A 15,526-nucleotide genomic window follows, 5' to 3' on the forward strand; every position below is an offset into this window, starting at 1 on the left:
AAATTTATATAAGTTTATAATGATTAGCAAGATTCATCACTTTCTCAATATCATCTTTGTTTGTAATGCCTTCCTGTGCATCATCTAAAAAGCTTTTTGCTTCGTTAAAAACCACTTCTCTATATTTTTCATTGAAGGGTTTTTGATCTATTAGGTGGCGAAACATTATCAATAATTTGTGCGTTAAAGTAATATCGTGCTTGCAATAGGTTCGTATTGATGCCATTACCTGATATATAAGATCTTCAAAATCTATAGTGTTAATCCTTAGATAAGGGTGTTTATCTCTTCTAATTACATTAACGTCTTTTTTATGCATACGCAATGCAAAAAGTTCGGTTAGGTAATCTATAGCATTAAGAGCTGTACCTGGGTCATTAATTCCTGGAGACATTGCCTTAACGATGATCTCCGTAAGCTGTTTAAATCCTAATATATAGTTGTCCTCCACCAATTCTTCTCTAGCAAAATTGAAATTGGCCAATATTTGTTTCAACGTGTCATCATCAAGTTCTTTTTCAGATCTTATGATAGGTCTGTCATTTAATATAAAAATACCTTTAACCGGAAGAATATGAATTTTGGTTTCAGTATCAATACAAATATCTATAAGGTTAGTATCGGAAATATTTTGAAAATATCCACTTTTGTTAGAATGATATTCATACCAGTCGTCAGATTCCGGAAAATCATCATCATATTTCTCCTCGTTATCCAGTAAGGTCTCTAATCTATTTTTAGATTGATTATATATCTTTTCTAAAATGTTACTTATTTGTATGGCTTGGGAAATATTATGTATGAAGAAGATAAAGGCATAGATACAAACCACTGTACCAAAAATACCAATTAAAACAGAAAACCCAGGAATTTGATATTTATCTCCATCGGGTTGTATTGTAAAAAGTATAAAGATATTATACAAGATGGTGGAGAGGTAAGCTCCTAAAATAATTTGATGGTTTTTATTGGAAATAAGTCCAGGCAGTAATCTTGGGGAGTAGTTACTTGAGGCTTGGCTTAACAAAAGCATTACCATTGAGAAGCTAAATACAATTACGGATATTAATCCAGAGATAAGTGAACTCAGAATTGTAAGTGCCGTATCACCATTATTAACTACCAAAAATGGCGCTTTGTCCATTAAATATTTAGAGATACCTAAGTTCTCTAAATAAATCATTATAAAAGCGAATAATACACCAAATATGGCTAGAGCAGTAGGGTAGAATGCTATTTTGCTTTCCATTACATTAAAAAAGGAAAGTGAACGATAGTATAATTGCTTCATGAAAATTGTTTGAGTTTTAAAATTAATCAATTATGTTTATTTGAACTTATTCAATGCTTTATTATAACAAAAGATTAGTGTAAGTGTCAAAATGGCAGCTTTAGCACTCTCTTAACTGTCTTAATGGCGCTAAAATTGTTTTGGTTTTTATTTTGTTAATAATCTATGAATTATAATAATTTTAAATTTAAAGATCATGAGCATTATAAAAACAAAAGACGCAAATTGGTTGCCTTCTGCAATAGATGATATGTTCAAAGCAGATTGGTTAGGTGGAACAACCAATGTAAATAGCATTGGAACGAGTATTCCTGCTGTAAATATTTTAGAGAATGATGAGACCTTTTTAGTTGAGGTTGCTGCTCCCGGAAAAGATAGAGGAGATTTTAAAATAGAATTAGATAATGATATTTTAACGATCTCTTCTATGAGTAAGGAAGAGCATAAAGAAGAAAAAATGGCTAAAAAATATACTCGAAAAGAATTTAGCTATAAAACTTTTAAAAGAGCTTTTAGTTTACCTGAATCTGTGGATAGTGGAAAGATTTCTGCGGGTTATACTAATGGAGTACTAGAGATCAATTTACCGAAGAAAGAAGAAGCTAAGGTGCAACCAAAAAGGTTGATTGAGATTGCTTAAGAAGCATAAATAAATAGTAAAATTGAGAAAGCGTCGATTTATCGGCGCTTTTTTTAATTTCCTAAGAACAACCATCTATTCCCAGCACTTTGAATTCTGAATATCTGGTTTCCAGCGATAGATGTTATTTTTTGATTTTTAACAACGTCGTACAGATCGTCATTATTCAAGAAATTAAAATTCTTAGTAGCGGTACCATCCCAACCAATCAATATTAGAATTCTGCCTTTATTCAAATTTGCCTGAGGTAAGGTTATAGTAGAGATGGTATTATTAATACGTAAGGTATAAATCTCATCTGTAATTATAAAATCTCCTGTTGCTCCACCCGTGGTAGAATAATTTTGAGTATTTGGATAATTCCAATTTAAATTTCCGGAGGTATCTAATTTTAGAATTTGATCTGAACTCCCTCTGGTAGCCGGTAATATATATTCATCTAAAACTGAATTTCCAATTCCTACCCTCCCTGCAAAATAACCGGCAAAGACTTTTGCGCTGCTATTTCCATACGCTACAGAATAAATTCCGTAGATATTTCCTTGCCCTTGTATACTTCCAACCTCACTATATAACCCATAATTATTGCTATTGGCACCAAATGTCCTTCCTACACGATTAAAAATACCGTAAATATCATTGGTACCGCTATTTTGATATGATTCATTAAAAATGCCGTAGTGAATTCCATTACCTATTCCGCCTACATTATTTTTGATTCCATATTTATTGCCATTAGTAGCACTTCTATTATCACTAATAATTCCGTAGGTAGTAAGATTATCTGTTGCTGGATTGTTATTGTCTACTTCTAATGCTTTTTTAATAGAGGTATCTAATGTAGAATTTAAAGCAACCTGAAGTTTAGCGGTAATATCTTCGGTTCCTATGCCCATGTTGCCTTTCCTAAAAATAGCATCGTTGATGTTATTCGGACTTACAGTAGAACCAGGTTTATAAAAGTTGCTGCCGGAAATCCCGCTTATAGGCTCCCATTTTGATGACGTATTATTCCAAAAATAAAACCCTGATGTTGCAAGTGTCGTGGCAGTCTTTAAGAAAACCATCATTCCATGTTGAGCAGCACTTGGATTGGTTAGTGGAAATTTTTCAATTCTGGGAATTAAAATTCCATCTATGGTAGAAGGATTTTCGGGAGAACCTGCAACTATATCTAATTGAGCTTGTGGATTGGAGGTGCTAATTCCTACCTGAGCATAAAAAAAATTCATACTCAGGATGGATATAAAGATAAATAGATTTTTCATGATAGCCTGTTTTAGACAGTCATTGAAATTAGCTTAAATGTAAAAGGGAATATTAAATATATAAAATTATATCATTGAAATTCAGTTAGTTGAATTAAATATTAACGTAAATCAATTTTTAAATGACAAATAAGTAAATATTATAAAGCTTTAGATTTTTCTTGTAACATCTTTATCTCATCTCTTAATCGAGCAGCCGTCATAAAATCAAGATCTTTAGCTGCAGCTTCCATTTCTTTTCTTTTATTTCTCACTCGTTGCTCTAATTGAGGTTTACTGAAATATGCAGTCTCTTTTTCTGCGGCTTTTAAAGTAGGAGCAGATTCAATTTTATAGGCTTCTTCTTTCTTCTTAACCAATGTGCTATTAAAGGCTTTAACTAAAGCCTGAGGTTGAATCTTATTCTTAGTATTATAGGCAATCTGTTTCTCTCTTCTGTATTCTGTCTGATCGATCGTTAATTGCATACTTTCTGTAATCTTATCTGCATACATGATAGCTCTACCTTCTAAGTGTCTTGCAGCTCTACCTATAGTTTGTGTAAGCGATCTATTACTTCTTAAAAAACCTTCCTTATCTGCATCTAAGATAGCAACCAGAGAAACTTCAGGTAGATCCAGACCTTCTCTTAAAAGGTTTACCCCAATTAAGACATCAAAGATACCTCTTCTAAGATCATTCATAATTTCTACACGTTCCAAGGTGTCTACATCAGAGTGTATGTATCTACATCTAATATTGATTCTTGCGAGGTATTTATCTAATTCCTCTGCCATTCTTTTTGTAAGCGTAGTAACTAGAACCCGCTGATCTTTTTCTGCTCTCACATGAATTTCTTCAATAAGATCATCTATTTGATTGAGACTAGGACGAATTTCTATAATTGGATCAAGAAGTCCTGTAGGTCTAATTAATTGTTCTACGTAGATACCTTCTGTTTTCTGAAGCTCATAATCTGCAGGAGTTGCACTTACATAGATCACCTGATTTTGCAGAGCTTCGAATTCCTCAAATTTCAATGGTCTGTTGTCCATAGCAGCAGGAAGTCTAAACCCATAATCTACTAAGTTTTCTTTCCTAGACCTATCGCCACCATACATGGCATGAACCTGTGGTATGGTAACGTGACTTTCATCTACAACCATTAAATAATCATTCGGAAAATAATCTAACAAACAGAAAGGTCTGGTTCCTGGCAACCTTCCATCTAAGTAACGTGAGTAGTTCTCTATTCCAGAGCAATATCCGAGCTCCCGAATCATTTCTAGATCAAAATTTGTTCTTTCTTCTAACCTCTTGGCTTCCAAATGCTTTCCTATTTCTTGAAAATATGCCATTTGTTTTACAAGGTCATCCTGAATTTCACGAATAGCGCCTTGCAAAACATCGGGTGATGTTACAAACATATTTGCAGGATATATGTTTAAACGCTCATATTTTTCTACGATCTCATTAGTTTGAGGGTCAAATGCTTCAATCTCTTCAATATCATCTCCAAAGAAATGTACTCTAAAGGCATTGTCGGCATAACTTGGAAATATATCTACGGTATCTCCCTTAATCCTAAAATTCCCATGGTTAAAATCTGCTTCAGTTCTCGAATATAAACTTTGAACCAAGCTGTGTAGTAACTTCGTTCTAGAGATGTGTTGATCTTTTTCAATAGAGATCACATTCTTTTTAAATTCTACAGGGTTCCCAATACCATATAAACAGGAAACAGAAGCTACTACAATCACATCTCTTCTTCCGCTTAATAGTGAGGAAGTGGTGCTTAACCTTAGTTTTTCTATCTCTTCATTAATAGATAGATCTTTTTCTATATAAGTTCCGGAACTGGGAATAAAAGCTTCCGGTTGATAGTAATCATAATAACTCACAAAATACTCTACAGCATTATCAGGAAAGAATTGTTTAAATTCTGCGTAGAGCTGTGCTGCCAACGTCTTATTATGTGCCAATACCAACGTAGGTTTCTGTACATCTTGAATTACATTTGCTACAGAAAAGGTCTTTCCAGACCCTGTAACTCCTAGTAAGGTTTGATATTGTTCATTTTTGTTAATTCCGGCAACCAGTTGCTTTATAGCCTGTGGTTGATCTCCGGTAGGTTTATAATCAGATTGTAAATTGAATTTCATGAATCTCTTTTTCTTAGCTTCACGAAAATAAGCAATAATTGTACCTAACGCAATTGCGCCAATCCTACCTTATAAGGCTAAAATGACCTGTAAATTCTTCTCCGTTCTTCATCTTAGCATGAAACCAATAATCGTCTTCTGGCATTGCATAGCCATTAAAAGTGCCGTCCCAACCTTTACCCTTAGGACTAAGTTGTTTCAATAGTTTTCCATACCTGTCATAGATCTCAATTTGAGTAAGAGTATTATCAGCAGTATCAGTATTAAAGGGTATCCAATAGTCATTATATCCATCATTATTTGGCGTAAAAAGCGAAGGGAATCCAAACAATTCTACCTCTAATTGAGCTACCCCGCAAGAATTTTCATCTTTTACGAATACAGTATGGGTTCCTCCTAATACGTTATTAAAAACTGGACTATTTTGATAAGGTCCATATTCGTTATCCAATGAGTATGAAAGCGCATTTTCATCTGTGGAAGTGGTTTCGATAGTGATATCATTATCAGCTCCATTATTTTTTACAACAATATTCGAAATTGCGGGTGCCTCTAAAGCATTCACAGTAAATTGTACTGTTCTCCCACATCCTACCAAAGGATCTGTAATTTCTAGGGTGTATAATCCTCCAGAATTTATTTCAAGTTCTCTAGTTGTAGCACCAGTATTCCATCTGTAGTTGTAATTGTTAGGGTTTGGAATATCATCCATTCCTATTGTAAGTGGAAAGTTATCTGTGCAAGCTTGTATAAGTTGCTCATTTTTAATGGAGGGAAATGCAATTAAATCAAGCTCTAGAGATCCAAAACCGAAGCAATCGCCAGATTTTTTCAACTTTATAAATACGGTAGAAGGCCTGCCCTCATAGATTCTAGGTAATGGATTGATGCCGTAAATAGCATCATCTTTACTCTGAAAAAAGTCCATGGTTACATCATTTCCTAAATTTAGATCTAAGAGTATTGAAGCTTGAATAGTGTCAAAATTGAACTGCCCAGAACCGGAGGTTATGGAACATCCAAAAACGGGATCTGGTTTTATTTCTATAGTTGAAGTTGTTTCAAGAATTACTTTAGATAAACTATAACAGTCTGTATTGAATGCTATAGTTTTTACCGTTAATTCTTGATTTCTAATAGTATTTGTAAATATAGGATCTAAAGATTTTTCATTGTTAATATCATTCATCGCCTCTGCATCAGTCTTATAGAAATAGTACTGCATTTGTGTATTTGAAGCTTCAGTATTTCTTATTTCCTGAAGGTTGAAAGTGGTAATACCATCTGTAGGATCTGAATCTCCCACATCACATTGATTGAGCTTGTAATCAGAAACTTTTGGAAGTTCTACTATAATCACTTCCTCGCAAGCGGGGTCTAGCGGTATTCCATTAACGATTTTTGTTATTGATACCGTGTAGCTACCCGGGGCTGTAAAAGTATGGGTTGGAGAAACTTCTGTAGAAGTAGAACCGTCTCCAAATTCCCATAGAAGACTATCATAGCTGCTAGTATTGGATAGTGTGAATTTAGTTTTAGCGCCTAAACAAAGATTTTCAACATCAAAATTGCTATTGAAAAGAGATTGAACAAAAGGAGGTAGCCCTAATCTTAAATATCCACTTTTGATCTTAATACTGTTATGAGCGTAACTAACATTAGCACCGGTTGCTTCAGGATTATTAATAACAGATAGTGATTGATGGTCTTCTATAAAAACAGGATATCCTGCTCTATAGATCTTTCCATTTAACGCAAGCTGAAGTGCTCCGGCTACATTATTAGAAGTATTAATAGAGTATTGAGAATTGGCTATGTCTGTTCTTGTGAGATCAAATTGAATTAAGGCGCTGTTCTGAAATACATCCCGGTTATCATAATTGTTGGCAGTAACATATAGTTTCTTAGATTCCGAGGAAAATTCAATGCCGTAAGGAAAGGAGTTTGCCAAGATAAGGAGCTCATTAGATACAGTTCCACTTATATCATCAAAATTATACAAAAATACTTTTCCGGTTTTTTTTCCTCCACCGGTTCTCGGACTTCCTAAAGAGGTGGACGAATAAGCTACTGCCAGCTTTTTACCATCGGGAGATATTTTTAAATATCCTGGTGCAGTTACATTACCCTTGCTATCTTCATCAATTAAGGGATTTACATTATTATAAACTGTAGAAATTACTGGAGAACTTTCTACCCCTGCCGAGCTAACTCTAAACGCGTAAAATTTATTTGTGAATTGTGTTACCACCCAGTATGAGATACAATCCCCAGCTATCACGGCAGATATTTTTTCTGAACTTTTGTATTCGTTTTCTATTGGTTTTGAAGCATCATACGTAATAAGATGTATATTCTTTTTATCTGAAATTATTGCGCCTTTACCATTGTTCATCGACATGTCTATTTCAGAATAATGTATGCCTTCAATAGGATCGTTAGGTACTTCACTAATATCGGGTTTATCTACGGTAAAAATATAATATCTGCCAGGATTTCCTGGTCTTGGCACTATGATGGCAGATTGGGTGCTAGAGGCATTTCCTTTTAACGAAGAACCATTCTGCATAATTTCATTGGTTCTATCAAAAACCCGGGTACCATCAGTATAAAATAATAAATTTCCATAGCTGTCTGAGATAGATGCAGATCCTTCTGAAGTTTGCAAACTACTATTAGATATAGATTCAACACCACTGTCGGTAAAATGAAGTCCGGCAGATTGTCCAAAATGCCAATATGCTGTCTCTTTTTGAGAAAAGCAAAGCATTGGTATGCTGAAAATAAATAGCGTTAATAAAATGCTTTTCATAATGGTTAAAGCTATGAAAAATAGCTATGAACTTTAAATTTTTTCTTAAAGTAAAGATGAATGTTCAAAAATTAATGGATTGAAGCAAATAGTTCTAAAAAAGGAAGAAGTATTAAAGAGGACCTTGATTTTAAAATTTATATAAGTTATATGCTCATTAGATCAAATTAAGATCTACCATTCTTTGCTTTTTAAGCAAATTCAGAAATATCTTCAGGTAGCACTAAGCCTTAAAAATCCATCTAATTCTATCTATAGTATTAATTATAGATCTCTTTTTTTCAATAGTTTATAAGACATGAATACAAAAAGTCCTGTCCATGCAATTACAATTAGAATTTGATACCAATGTACCCCATAATCCTTATCAAGTTCAGAGCCTATTTGAGAGGCTGCAGTTTTTATAACATTTAATCTGGATATTGGTTCTACAACAAGATTACTCATTGATTCTAAGGGGAAGAATTGAGCAATGGAATCTGCCACATCAGAATCTCTAAAAATTTTCCATTTTAAAACCCCATATGCTATGCTCTCTGCGATCCACCATATAAATAAAAATCCTAAAGCGAATGCAGATCTTTTTATAAGTATTCCCAAGAACATACAAAATGAGAAAAAGCCTACCAGTTTTACAAAATAGCCCAATAAGTATTCAAGATCTGAGAATACTATTGAAAGCTCTGTATAATCTGAAAATGAATATCCTAGAATTAAGGATACGATAAACAGAAATAGGGTAGAGACGAGTGAAAAAAGTACTACAGTTATAAATTTAGATAGAACAAATTCCTTTTTACTAAGACCATCAATTAAGTTCTGTTTTAAAGTTCTATTGCTATATTCATTAGACATCATAGAAACAATTACAATGGCCAGAAACAATTTTAATAGGGCTGCGATATAACTATTAAAGTGCCATATAAATGGGAAATTAAATATTCCCTGATCTGCCAGTCTAAAATGGACATTTCCTAAATTGAATTCTATGGAAGCGATAAGAGCTATAAAGGTAATTAGGATAAAATATGTGGTAGTGAGGATCTTAGCAGACCGACTATATTTTAGTTTGTGGAGTTCTATATTTAAAAGTCGTAACATGTACTAAGAATTTTCTTTTGTTAATTGAAGGAACTGCTCTTCCAAGCTTTCTTTTCTCTGATTGAGATAAGACAGGGTTAAGCCTTGGTCGAATATATATTTATTCATCATCTCTGCATCCATAGGTTCATTCAAAATGGCTGTTATTAGACCTTCTGTATTCGTAACTTTACCTATAGATGGATGTTTTGTAACGATTTCTTCTAAGTGTTGCATGTTTGCGGCTTTCAACTCAAAGAATCCAAAACTTGCATTCATTTCATCAACCCTTCCGCTATATAGTTTAACCCCTTTTCTAATTATAACCACGTGAGAACAAACCTTTTCTACTTCATCTAATAAATGAGATGCTAAAAGAATGGTTGTGCCGGTAGAAGCGATCTTTCTAATGATCTCGCGAATTTGATGAATTCCTTGAGGATCTAATCCATTGGTTGGTTCATCAAGAATAAGTATTTCCGGATCGTTCAAGAGTGCAGATGCAATTGCTAACCGCTGCTTCATTCCCAAAGAAAAAGCTTTAAATTTGCTGTCTTTCCTTTCTAAGAGATCAACAATAGCTAATTTTTCTTCTATCTTAGCGGGGTCTACACCTTTAATCTTACATACCAATGCCAAATTTTGAACAGCGGTCATATATGGATAGAAATTAGGATGTTCGATAATGGCTCCTACTTTCTTTAATGCTTCATGAGTAGAATCTTTACCATCAAACCAAATGAATTCTCCACTAGTTTTATTAACAACGTTTAAGACCATTCCAAGGGTAGTAGATTTTCCACTTCCGTTTGGCCCCAAAATTCCATAAACATTACCTCTTTGAATTGTAAAGGAGAGATCGTTCACAGCGGTTAAAGCACCGTATTTTTTTGTGAGATGTTGTAGTGTTAGAATTGTATCCAAAGTAAACTTGATTTTAACATTTGACGACTAAGTTAACGTTTTGTTACAGCAGAAGTGAGGGAGAAATCTTATTTTTGGAAAAATCGGTTACATGGAAGAAAAATTAATGTCGAAGAAAAAGCCTTCATTTCCAGTGAATGAACGCTTTAATGCTTATCTCGCAAAATATAACAGAAATACCAAGATCCCTGTGTTTTATGATGATCTTCTAAGGTTTGCAGGCTGTGTTACTGTATATGATAGACATGACGAGGATACGCTTTGGGTACGATGTTATTATTCTGATAGTGAACGAAAAGAAATAGACGATTCTTTAAAACATGTGTATACCATTTTGCATTCCGATGGTAGTGATGATTCTTTAGAATCTTTAAATATTGATGCTATAGACTATTGCACCTTCGGAAACTCAAAACCTTTCAGAATTAAAGTTCGAAATATTTTAAATGATAGTTTTACCTATTTCTACGTGAAAATGGCAGATTCTTCGAGGATATATGGCCTTGAAATAGAGCATATATTATCTCCGCACCGTATCAATTTTCTAGTTTATAAAGACACATTAATAGAAGAACACATTGCAGGAATACCCGGAGATGTTTTTATAACAGATGAATTACCGCATTGCGATGATAGAGCAAAAACTCAAATAGCTAAGCAGTTCGTTAAATTTAATGAACGATGTATGGTTAGGCTTCTAGGTGATATGCGAGCTTATAACTACGTAGTTATTCCTACCCACGATTTTGATCATGTGGAGTACACCATAAGAGCTATAGATTTTGATCAACAATGTTTTGAAGGAAATCTAAAGGTTTACAGACCGCAATTCTTTAAAGAAAACTATAAGATGGTTCAACTTGTAGCAGAGAAGTTACAAGACGATTCTATAGAGCAATATAGAAGAGAGGAACGTTCTCTATTAGCCAAAAGGATGATTAACGCACATTCCAGATTTAAAGAGCTTATAAGATGCATGATTAATGACCATGTTTCTACACCAGAGAATGTTAGAACTCTGAGAAAAGATCTATTCGTATTCACACGAGACGTAAAATTTAAACGAGCGAGAACTATGGGGCAAATCCTTAGAACTGCCTTAGAGTTTGTGCGTAGAAATTATGAAGATGTAAATATGAAAGTGCTAAGGTAACTTAGCTCTTTTCTTCTTTATTGAAATAAACCAGGTAATAATACATCTGCTTTTCTTCATCCCATCCCTTTTCTACAAACTTCTCTGCAGATTCCGGGTTTATGAAATCCATTCTAATCTGTATATGAGTATCAAGATTAATGGTATTCTTTATAGATTTTCTTGAAGCAGTTACAGCCGAGTTTGAGATTGGAAATTCTGTAAGGTCTTCAATTTTATATTTAGGAGCTTTCTCCGTTTTGTAGTTCTTAAATTCTGGAATAAGATCTGGATTATCTATTACAGAGTTTAGAAAGTTATCTTCATCAAAAGAGTCGTTTTTTGCAAAATAATCTACACTACGGTTCATGAACATAACCTCCTCTTTTTTATCTTCTGCTGGTAAAACAACATCTTTAGCAAAATTCTGACAGAATTTTAGGTACTTCTTAGTGTAGAAATTCTCATCTGCCAGTACATCTACTCCAAGAAAATTCTCTAACCAGTATTTTGTATCATATTTGTTAGAATCTACAGAAAGGATCTTATATCCTTCGTCTTTATTCTTATTGAAAATAAGTGCGCCTTTATCTAGTTTATTAAGGTTAATTCCTTGCTGAATGATCATTTCTAAAACACTTCCTTTTTCCTGAAATTGTAAGAAATCATGCTTTAACTCAGATTTAAATATTCCTATAACCGAGGTCTTCTCATTATCTAAAAGCATATTTTCAAAATATACAATGTAAACCTCTCCACTTTTAATATGTGGATGTGCAGATTGTTCAAACAATAAAGTGTTTATCTTTTTAGAAACTTCATGCACAGATTCTGGATCTTCAAAGATCTTGTTGGCAAAATTATATAACTCGTTAAATTCTAGATCTGTCTCATGAAAGAACTGGTAATAGTTCTCTTCTTTTTCTCTAAAAGGCTTAAGAAAATATTCTTTTATAAGTGGAGTGATCTCATCATTTAGTTGAAAAGGTTCTGCAGATAAAAAAATGTTTTCATTTCTACTTTTATTACCAACACGGTGAATAGAAAGAGATTCAATTTGAGCGTTATATAAGTTGATCATTTTAGAGGTGTAAGTAGATGTTTAACGTGGAGGTTAAATGTCTTGCTAATAAAATAAATTAAAGGCTATGTTAACAGCTATGTATCAAGTAACTTAAAGGTCTGAAGGTTTAAAATGATTAATTCCAGTTATCGTCAAAAGGAAGGTCATCATAATCTTCAAGATCAAAATCATCATCAAAATCATCGTCGTCAAACCCATCTTTTTCGGCTACAAATTCTTTATCTGGTGCCTCCATAGGTATTTGTCCATGAACGAACATTAGGTTTGGGTAATCTCTTCCATCTTCGGGCTCTGCAATTTCAGCAAGTTCTATAAGAAAGGTCCACATGCTTAAAAAGTCGTACACGTATATAAGCTTGGTCTGAGATTCTGATACTACAGAATCTAAGGTTGTCTCGTTCATGAGGCGTATAGATCCTTCCTCGTCAGAAAGGTCGAATTGTGAGATCTCTTCCCCTTGGTTCCAGGTGTCATCACTTATATAAAAAGAGGCCATTTCTGAACCATCAAATCCAAAAGCATTGATTATGGAGTTATGGAAATCTTCCAAAGTACTTTCTTCTAAAAGTTCAATGTCTCTAAAAACATCCTCTTCAGCATCCAAAATAACTCTAAATCGATAAATCATAATATTCTTTTTTTTGAGCACGCAAAGTTACAAACTTTTAGCCTTTTTAGGGGCACGTAAAACCTCCAATAATATATAAAATTGAAACCCGAAAAGTAACGTAGCAATAACTAGATGTAAAGGTTGAGAAAGAACCGGAAAATCTAGATAATACATTGCCATTCCGGTAAGAATTTCAGCAAATATCAAACCTATTATCCAGTTCATCTTATTGAAACCAAGTGATAATTTTTTATTTTGTCTCCAAAGTAATAGGTTTACTAATAAGATAAGTATAGAGAATGATCGATGAACGTAGAAGGTGAGCGATGGATTTTCTAACCATTGCTGATTGGTGCCATAACCTAATAGTTTTATTTGCTCATCTATAAGTTGCCTTACCTGTGTACCAGAGGTTATCTGTATAAGCGTAAAAATTATGGCAAAAAACATCAAACTTTGAAATGCTTTATTTTTAAATTTTGAAGACGTATTAAGTGTTGTTAATTGCATTAAATACAATAAAATTGCAACTATTACTAACGCCATAAGCATATGCACGGTGATCTTTACCGGAGAGAGTACAGAGTAAACAACTGTTGCGCCAAGCCAGGCTTGGAATCCCATTAAAAAGACGGTAAGCCATGATAATAATGTAATTCGCTTTTTGATCTTCCATTTTGAAAACGAGAGTGCTGCCATAATTAAGATCACAATTCCGGCAAGGGCCCCAGCAAGTCTATTGAGATACTCTACCCAAGTGTGCCAGGGATTGAAAATGGCATAATCATGTTTGGTATAGGTATTCCAATTAGAAGGGTTATAAGTATCACCCGATCTAAAATCTGTAGCAGCTACCTGTAGAGCTTCATCAACTATAATTACCTGACCTTTTTCGTAATCATGTTCTGATTTAAACTCAATTTCAGAAACCTCGGTAGGAGGAATATAATATCCAAAGCATTTAGGCCAGTCTGGACAACCCATTCCAGATCCGGTCATTCTTACTAAAGCACCTGCAATAATTACAAGGTAGACTAAGGCGAGTGATAATTTTACTAATTTTCTATACATTTCTTAGGGTATTATCAAATATCGAAACCAATATTTAAGTAAGATCAAGCCTGCTTTAAGCCTAGTTCTTCTCCTTTTTTAAGCATGTAGTTTCTAGCAGCATCATAATCATTGGCAATTTCACCTTCTAGAATAGCTTCTTTTATAGCATCTTTAATCATCCCGATCTCTCGAGAAGGCTTAAGATTAAAAGTTTCCATGATCTCTTCCCCGGAAACAGGTGGCTGGAAATTCCTTACATGATCGCGCTCTTCAACCTCTCTTAATTTTATCCGAACCTTTTTAAAGTTATTATGATACTTCTTAAATCTTTTTGGATTTTTGGTAGTAATATCTGCCTCACAAAGTGTCATAAGATCTTCTATCTCTTCCCCGGCATCAAAAACTAACCTTCGTACTGCAGAGTCTGTAACTTTTTCATCTGCAATTACAATAGGTCGAGAACTCATAAGAACTAACTTCTGAACATACTTCATCTTCTCGTTTAATGGAAGTTTCATATGTTTAAAAAGCTTGTACACCATTTTCGCACCCACAAATTCATGTCCGTGAAAAGTCCATCCAATTTTCTTGTGAAATTTCTTTGTTGGAGCTTTTCCTATGTCATGTAATAAGGCAGCCCATCTAAGCCAAAGATTATTGGTATTTTCTGAAATATTATCAACAACTTCTAACGTATGCCAAAAGTTGTCTTTATGTTTTTGTCCTTCTATTTCTTCAATACCTTCCAAAGCAGTAAGCTGAGGCATAATAATAGGCAATAACGCTGTTTTATGAAGTAACGCAAATCCTATAGAAGGTTTTTCAGACATTAAAATTTTGTTGATCTCTACAACAATCCGTTCTCCAGAAATGATCTTTATTCTTTCTTTATTTCTAGTAATGGCTTCCAGAGATTCTGGTTCTATCCTAAAATTTAATTGAGTTGCAAAGCGTATAGCTCTCATCATTCTCAAAGGATCATCAGAATAAGTGATATCGGGATCTAGTGGAGTTCTTATCAGTTTGGTACTAAGATCTTCTAATCCGTTAAAGGGATCTAGGAGTTCTCCATAGTTATTTTCATTAAGACTTAAAGCCAGTGCATTAATAGTGAAATCTCTTCTGTCCTGATCATCTTCCAAAGTTCCATCTTCTACCACCGGATTTCTACTCTCTAAATTGTAGCTCTCTTTCCTGGCACCAACAAATTCAATTTCCATATCATAGGCATGAAGCATGGCGGTTCCATAATTCTTGAAGATCTGTACTTTAGGGTTATGGTCTAGTAAGGAGGAGACCTTTTTAGCTAGCTCTATACCACTTCCAACTGCAACTATATCTATATCCTTATGTTCACCGCGTTCCAGTAAAAGGTCTCTTACAAATCCGCCAATTACATAACTATCTATTTGAAGCTCTGCAGTAGCCTGAGAAATTACTTTAAAGATGGGATGCTGAAGTGCTTGACTGTAATTCTTTTTATTGGGCATG

At 33.9% G+C, this 15,526-nt stretch carries 12 protein-coding genes; 2 read left to right on the forward strand and 10 right to left on the reverse strand.

Annotated elements, in window-relative coordinates; translation table 11 throughout:
• Positions 1-4: 4 nt before the first annotated feature.
• Positions 5-1,291 carry a DUF2254 domain-containing protein gene (locus BLT84_RS10575; protein ID WP_034891408.1) on the reverse strand — a complete coding sequence of 429 codons (1,287 nt, stop codon included), beginning with the start codon at positions 1,289-1,291 and terminating at the stop codon, positions 5-7.
• Between the two features lie 196 nt (positions 1,292-1,487).
• Between BLT84_RS10575 and BLT84_RS10580 the strand changes: the two genes are divergently transcribed.
• Entirely contained in the window at positions 1,488-1,931 is a 444-nt protein-coding gene (locus tag BLT84_RS10580; protein ID WP_091265439.1) for an Hsp20/alpha crystallin family protein, read from the forward strand.
• Positions 1,932-1,984: 53 nt separating this feature from the next.
• Here the strand turns inward: BLT84_RS10580 and BLT84_RS10585 are convergent, their stop codons facing one another.
• The 5 genes from BLT84_RS10585 to BLT84_RS10605 form a co-directional block, all read right to left on the reverse strand.
• Complete coding sequence (locus BLT84_RS10585) at positions 1,985-3,199, reverse strand: hypothetical protein (RefSeq protein ID WP_034891420.1); 1,215 nt, start codon at positions 3,197-3,199, stop codon at positions 1,985-1,987.
• Positions 3,200-3,339: 140 nt separating this feature from the next.
• On the reverse strand, positions 3,340-5,340 hold the full coding sequence (gene uvrB, locus BLT84_RS10590) for an excinuclease ABC subunit UvrB (RefSeq protein WP_091265442.1): 2,001 nt from the start codon (positions 5,338-5,340) through the stop codon (positions 3,340-3,342).
• 64 nt (positions 5,341-5,404) lie between these two features.
• Entirely contained in the window at positions 5,405-8,152 is a 2,748-nt protein-coding gene (locus tag BLT84_RS10595; protein ID WP_091265444.1) for a T9SS type B sorting domain-containing protein, read from the reverse strand.
• 264 nt (positions 8,153-8,416) lie between these two features.
• Positions 8,417-9,253 carry an ABC transporter permease gene (locus tag BLT84_RS10600; protein ID WP_091265447.1) on the reverse strand — a complete coding sequence of 279 codons (837 nt, stop codon included), beginning with the start codon at positions 9,251-9,253 and terminating at the stop codon, positions 8,417-8,419.
• 3 nt (positions 9,254-9,256) lie between these two features.
• Positions 9,257-10,156: an ABC transporter ATP-binding protein gene (locus tag BLT84_RS10605; RefSeq protein ID WP_091265450.1), complete on the reverse strand. Its 900-nt coding sequence runs from the start codon at positions 10,154-10,156 to the stop codon at positions 9,257-9,259.
• A gap of 91 nt (positions 10,157-10,247) precedes the next feature.
• On the opposite strand from BLT84_RS10605, the gene BLT84_RS10610 reads away from it, so the two are divergent.
• Positions 10,248-11,309 (forward strand): hypothetical protein, encoded by a 1,062-nt coding sequence (locus tag BLT84_RS10610; RefSeq protein WP_034891436.1) that lies wholly within the window; start codon positions 10,248-10,250, stop codon positions 11,307-11,309.
• 1 nt (position 11,310) lies between these two features.
• Here the strand turns inward: BLT84_RS10610 and BLT84_RS10615 are convergent, their stop codons facing one another.
• The 4 genes from BLT84_RS10615 to BLT84_RS10630 form a co-directional block, all read right to left on the reverse strand.
• A complete protein-coding gene (locus BLT84_RS10615; RefSeq protein ID WP_091265454.1) occupies positions 11,311-12,369 on the reverse strand; it encodes a nucleoid-associated protein in 1,059 nt (352 codons plus the stop codon).
• Between the two features lie 118 nt (positions 12,370-12,487).
• On the reverse strand, positions 12,488-13,000 hold the full coding sequence (locus BLT84_RS10620) for an IS1096 element passenger TnpR family protein (protein WP_034891443.1): 513 nt from the start codon (positions 12,998-13,000) through the stop codon (positions 12,488-12,490).
• A 27-nt stretch (positions 13,001-13,027) separates the two neighbouring features.
• The gene (locus BLT84_RS10625; RefSeq protein WP_091265457.1) at positions 13,028-14,053 is read right to left on the reverse strand and encodes a COX15/CtaA family protein; all 1,026 of its coding nucleotides are present in this window, start codon (positions 14,051-14,053) and stop codon (positions 13,028-13,030) included.
• 44 nt (positions 14,054-14,097) lie between these two features.
• A complete protein-coding gene (locus BLT84_RS10630; RefSeq protein ID WP_091265460.1) occupies positions 14,098-15,525 on the reverse strand; it encodes a CCA tRNA nucleotidyltransferase in 1,428 nt (475 codons plus the stop codon).
• Between the last annotated feature and the right edge of the window lies 1 nt (position 15,526).

The organism is Gillisia sp. Hel1_33_143, assembly GCF_900104765.1.
Lineage (GTDB): Bacteria > Bacteroidota > Bacteroidia > Flavobacteriales > Flavobacteriaceae > Gillisia.

Excerpts from the sequence above, each read along its gene's own strand:
- BLT84_RS10575 (WP_034891408.1), bottom strand. The coding sequence starts at position 1,291 with ATGAAGCAATTATACTATCGTTCACTTTCCTTTTTTAATGTAATGGAA.
- BLT84_RS10580 (WP_091265439.1), top strand. The coding sequence starts at position 1,488 with ATGAGCATTATAAAAACAAAAGACGCAAATTGGTTGCCTTCTGCAATA.
- BLT84_RS10585 (WP_034891420.1), bottom strand. The coding sequence starts at position 3,199 with ATGAAAAATCTATTTATCTTTATATCCATCCTGAGTATGAATTTTTTT.
- uvrB (WP_091265442.1), bottom strand. The coding sequence starts at position 5,340 with ATGAAATTCAATTTACAATCTGATTATAAACCTACCGGAGATCAACCA.
- BLT84_RS10595 (WP_091265444.1), bottom strand. The coding sequence starts at position 8,152 with ATGAAAAGCATTTTATTAACGCTATTTATTTTCAGCATACCAATGCTT.
- BLT84_RS10600 (WP_091265447.1), bottom strand. The coding sequence starts at position 9,253 with ATGTTACGACTTTTAAATATAGAACTCCACAAACTAAAATATAGTCGG.
- BLT84_RS10610 (WP_034891436.1), top strand. The coding sequence starts at position 10,248 with ATGGAAGAAAAATTAATGTCGAAGAAAAAGCCTTCATTTCCAGTGAAT.
- BLT84_RS10615 (WP_091265454.1), bottom strand. The coding sequence starts at position 12,369 with ATGATCAACTTATATAACGCTCAAATTGAATCTCTTTCTATTCACCGT.
- BLT84_RS10620 (WP_034891443.1), bottom strand. The coding sequence starts at position 13,000 with ATGATTTATCGATTTAGAGTTATTTTGGATGCTGAAGAGGATGTTTTT.
- BLT84_RS10625 (WP_091265457.1), bottom strand. The coding sequence starts at position 14,053 with ATGTATAGAAAATTAGTAAAATTATCACTCGCCTTAGTCTACCTTGTA.
- BLT84_RS10630 (WP_091265460.1), bottom strand. The coding sequence starts at position 15,525 with ATGCCCAATAAAAAGAATTACAGTCAAGCACTTCAGCATCCCATCTTT.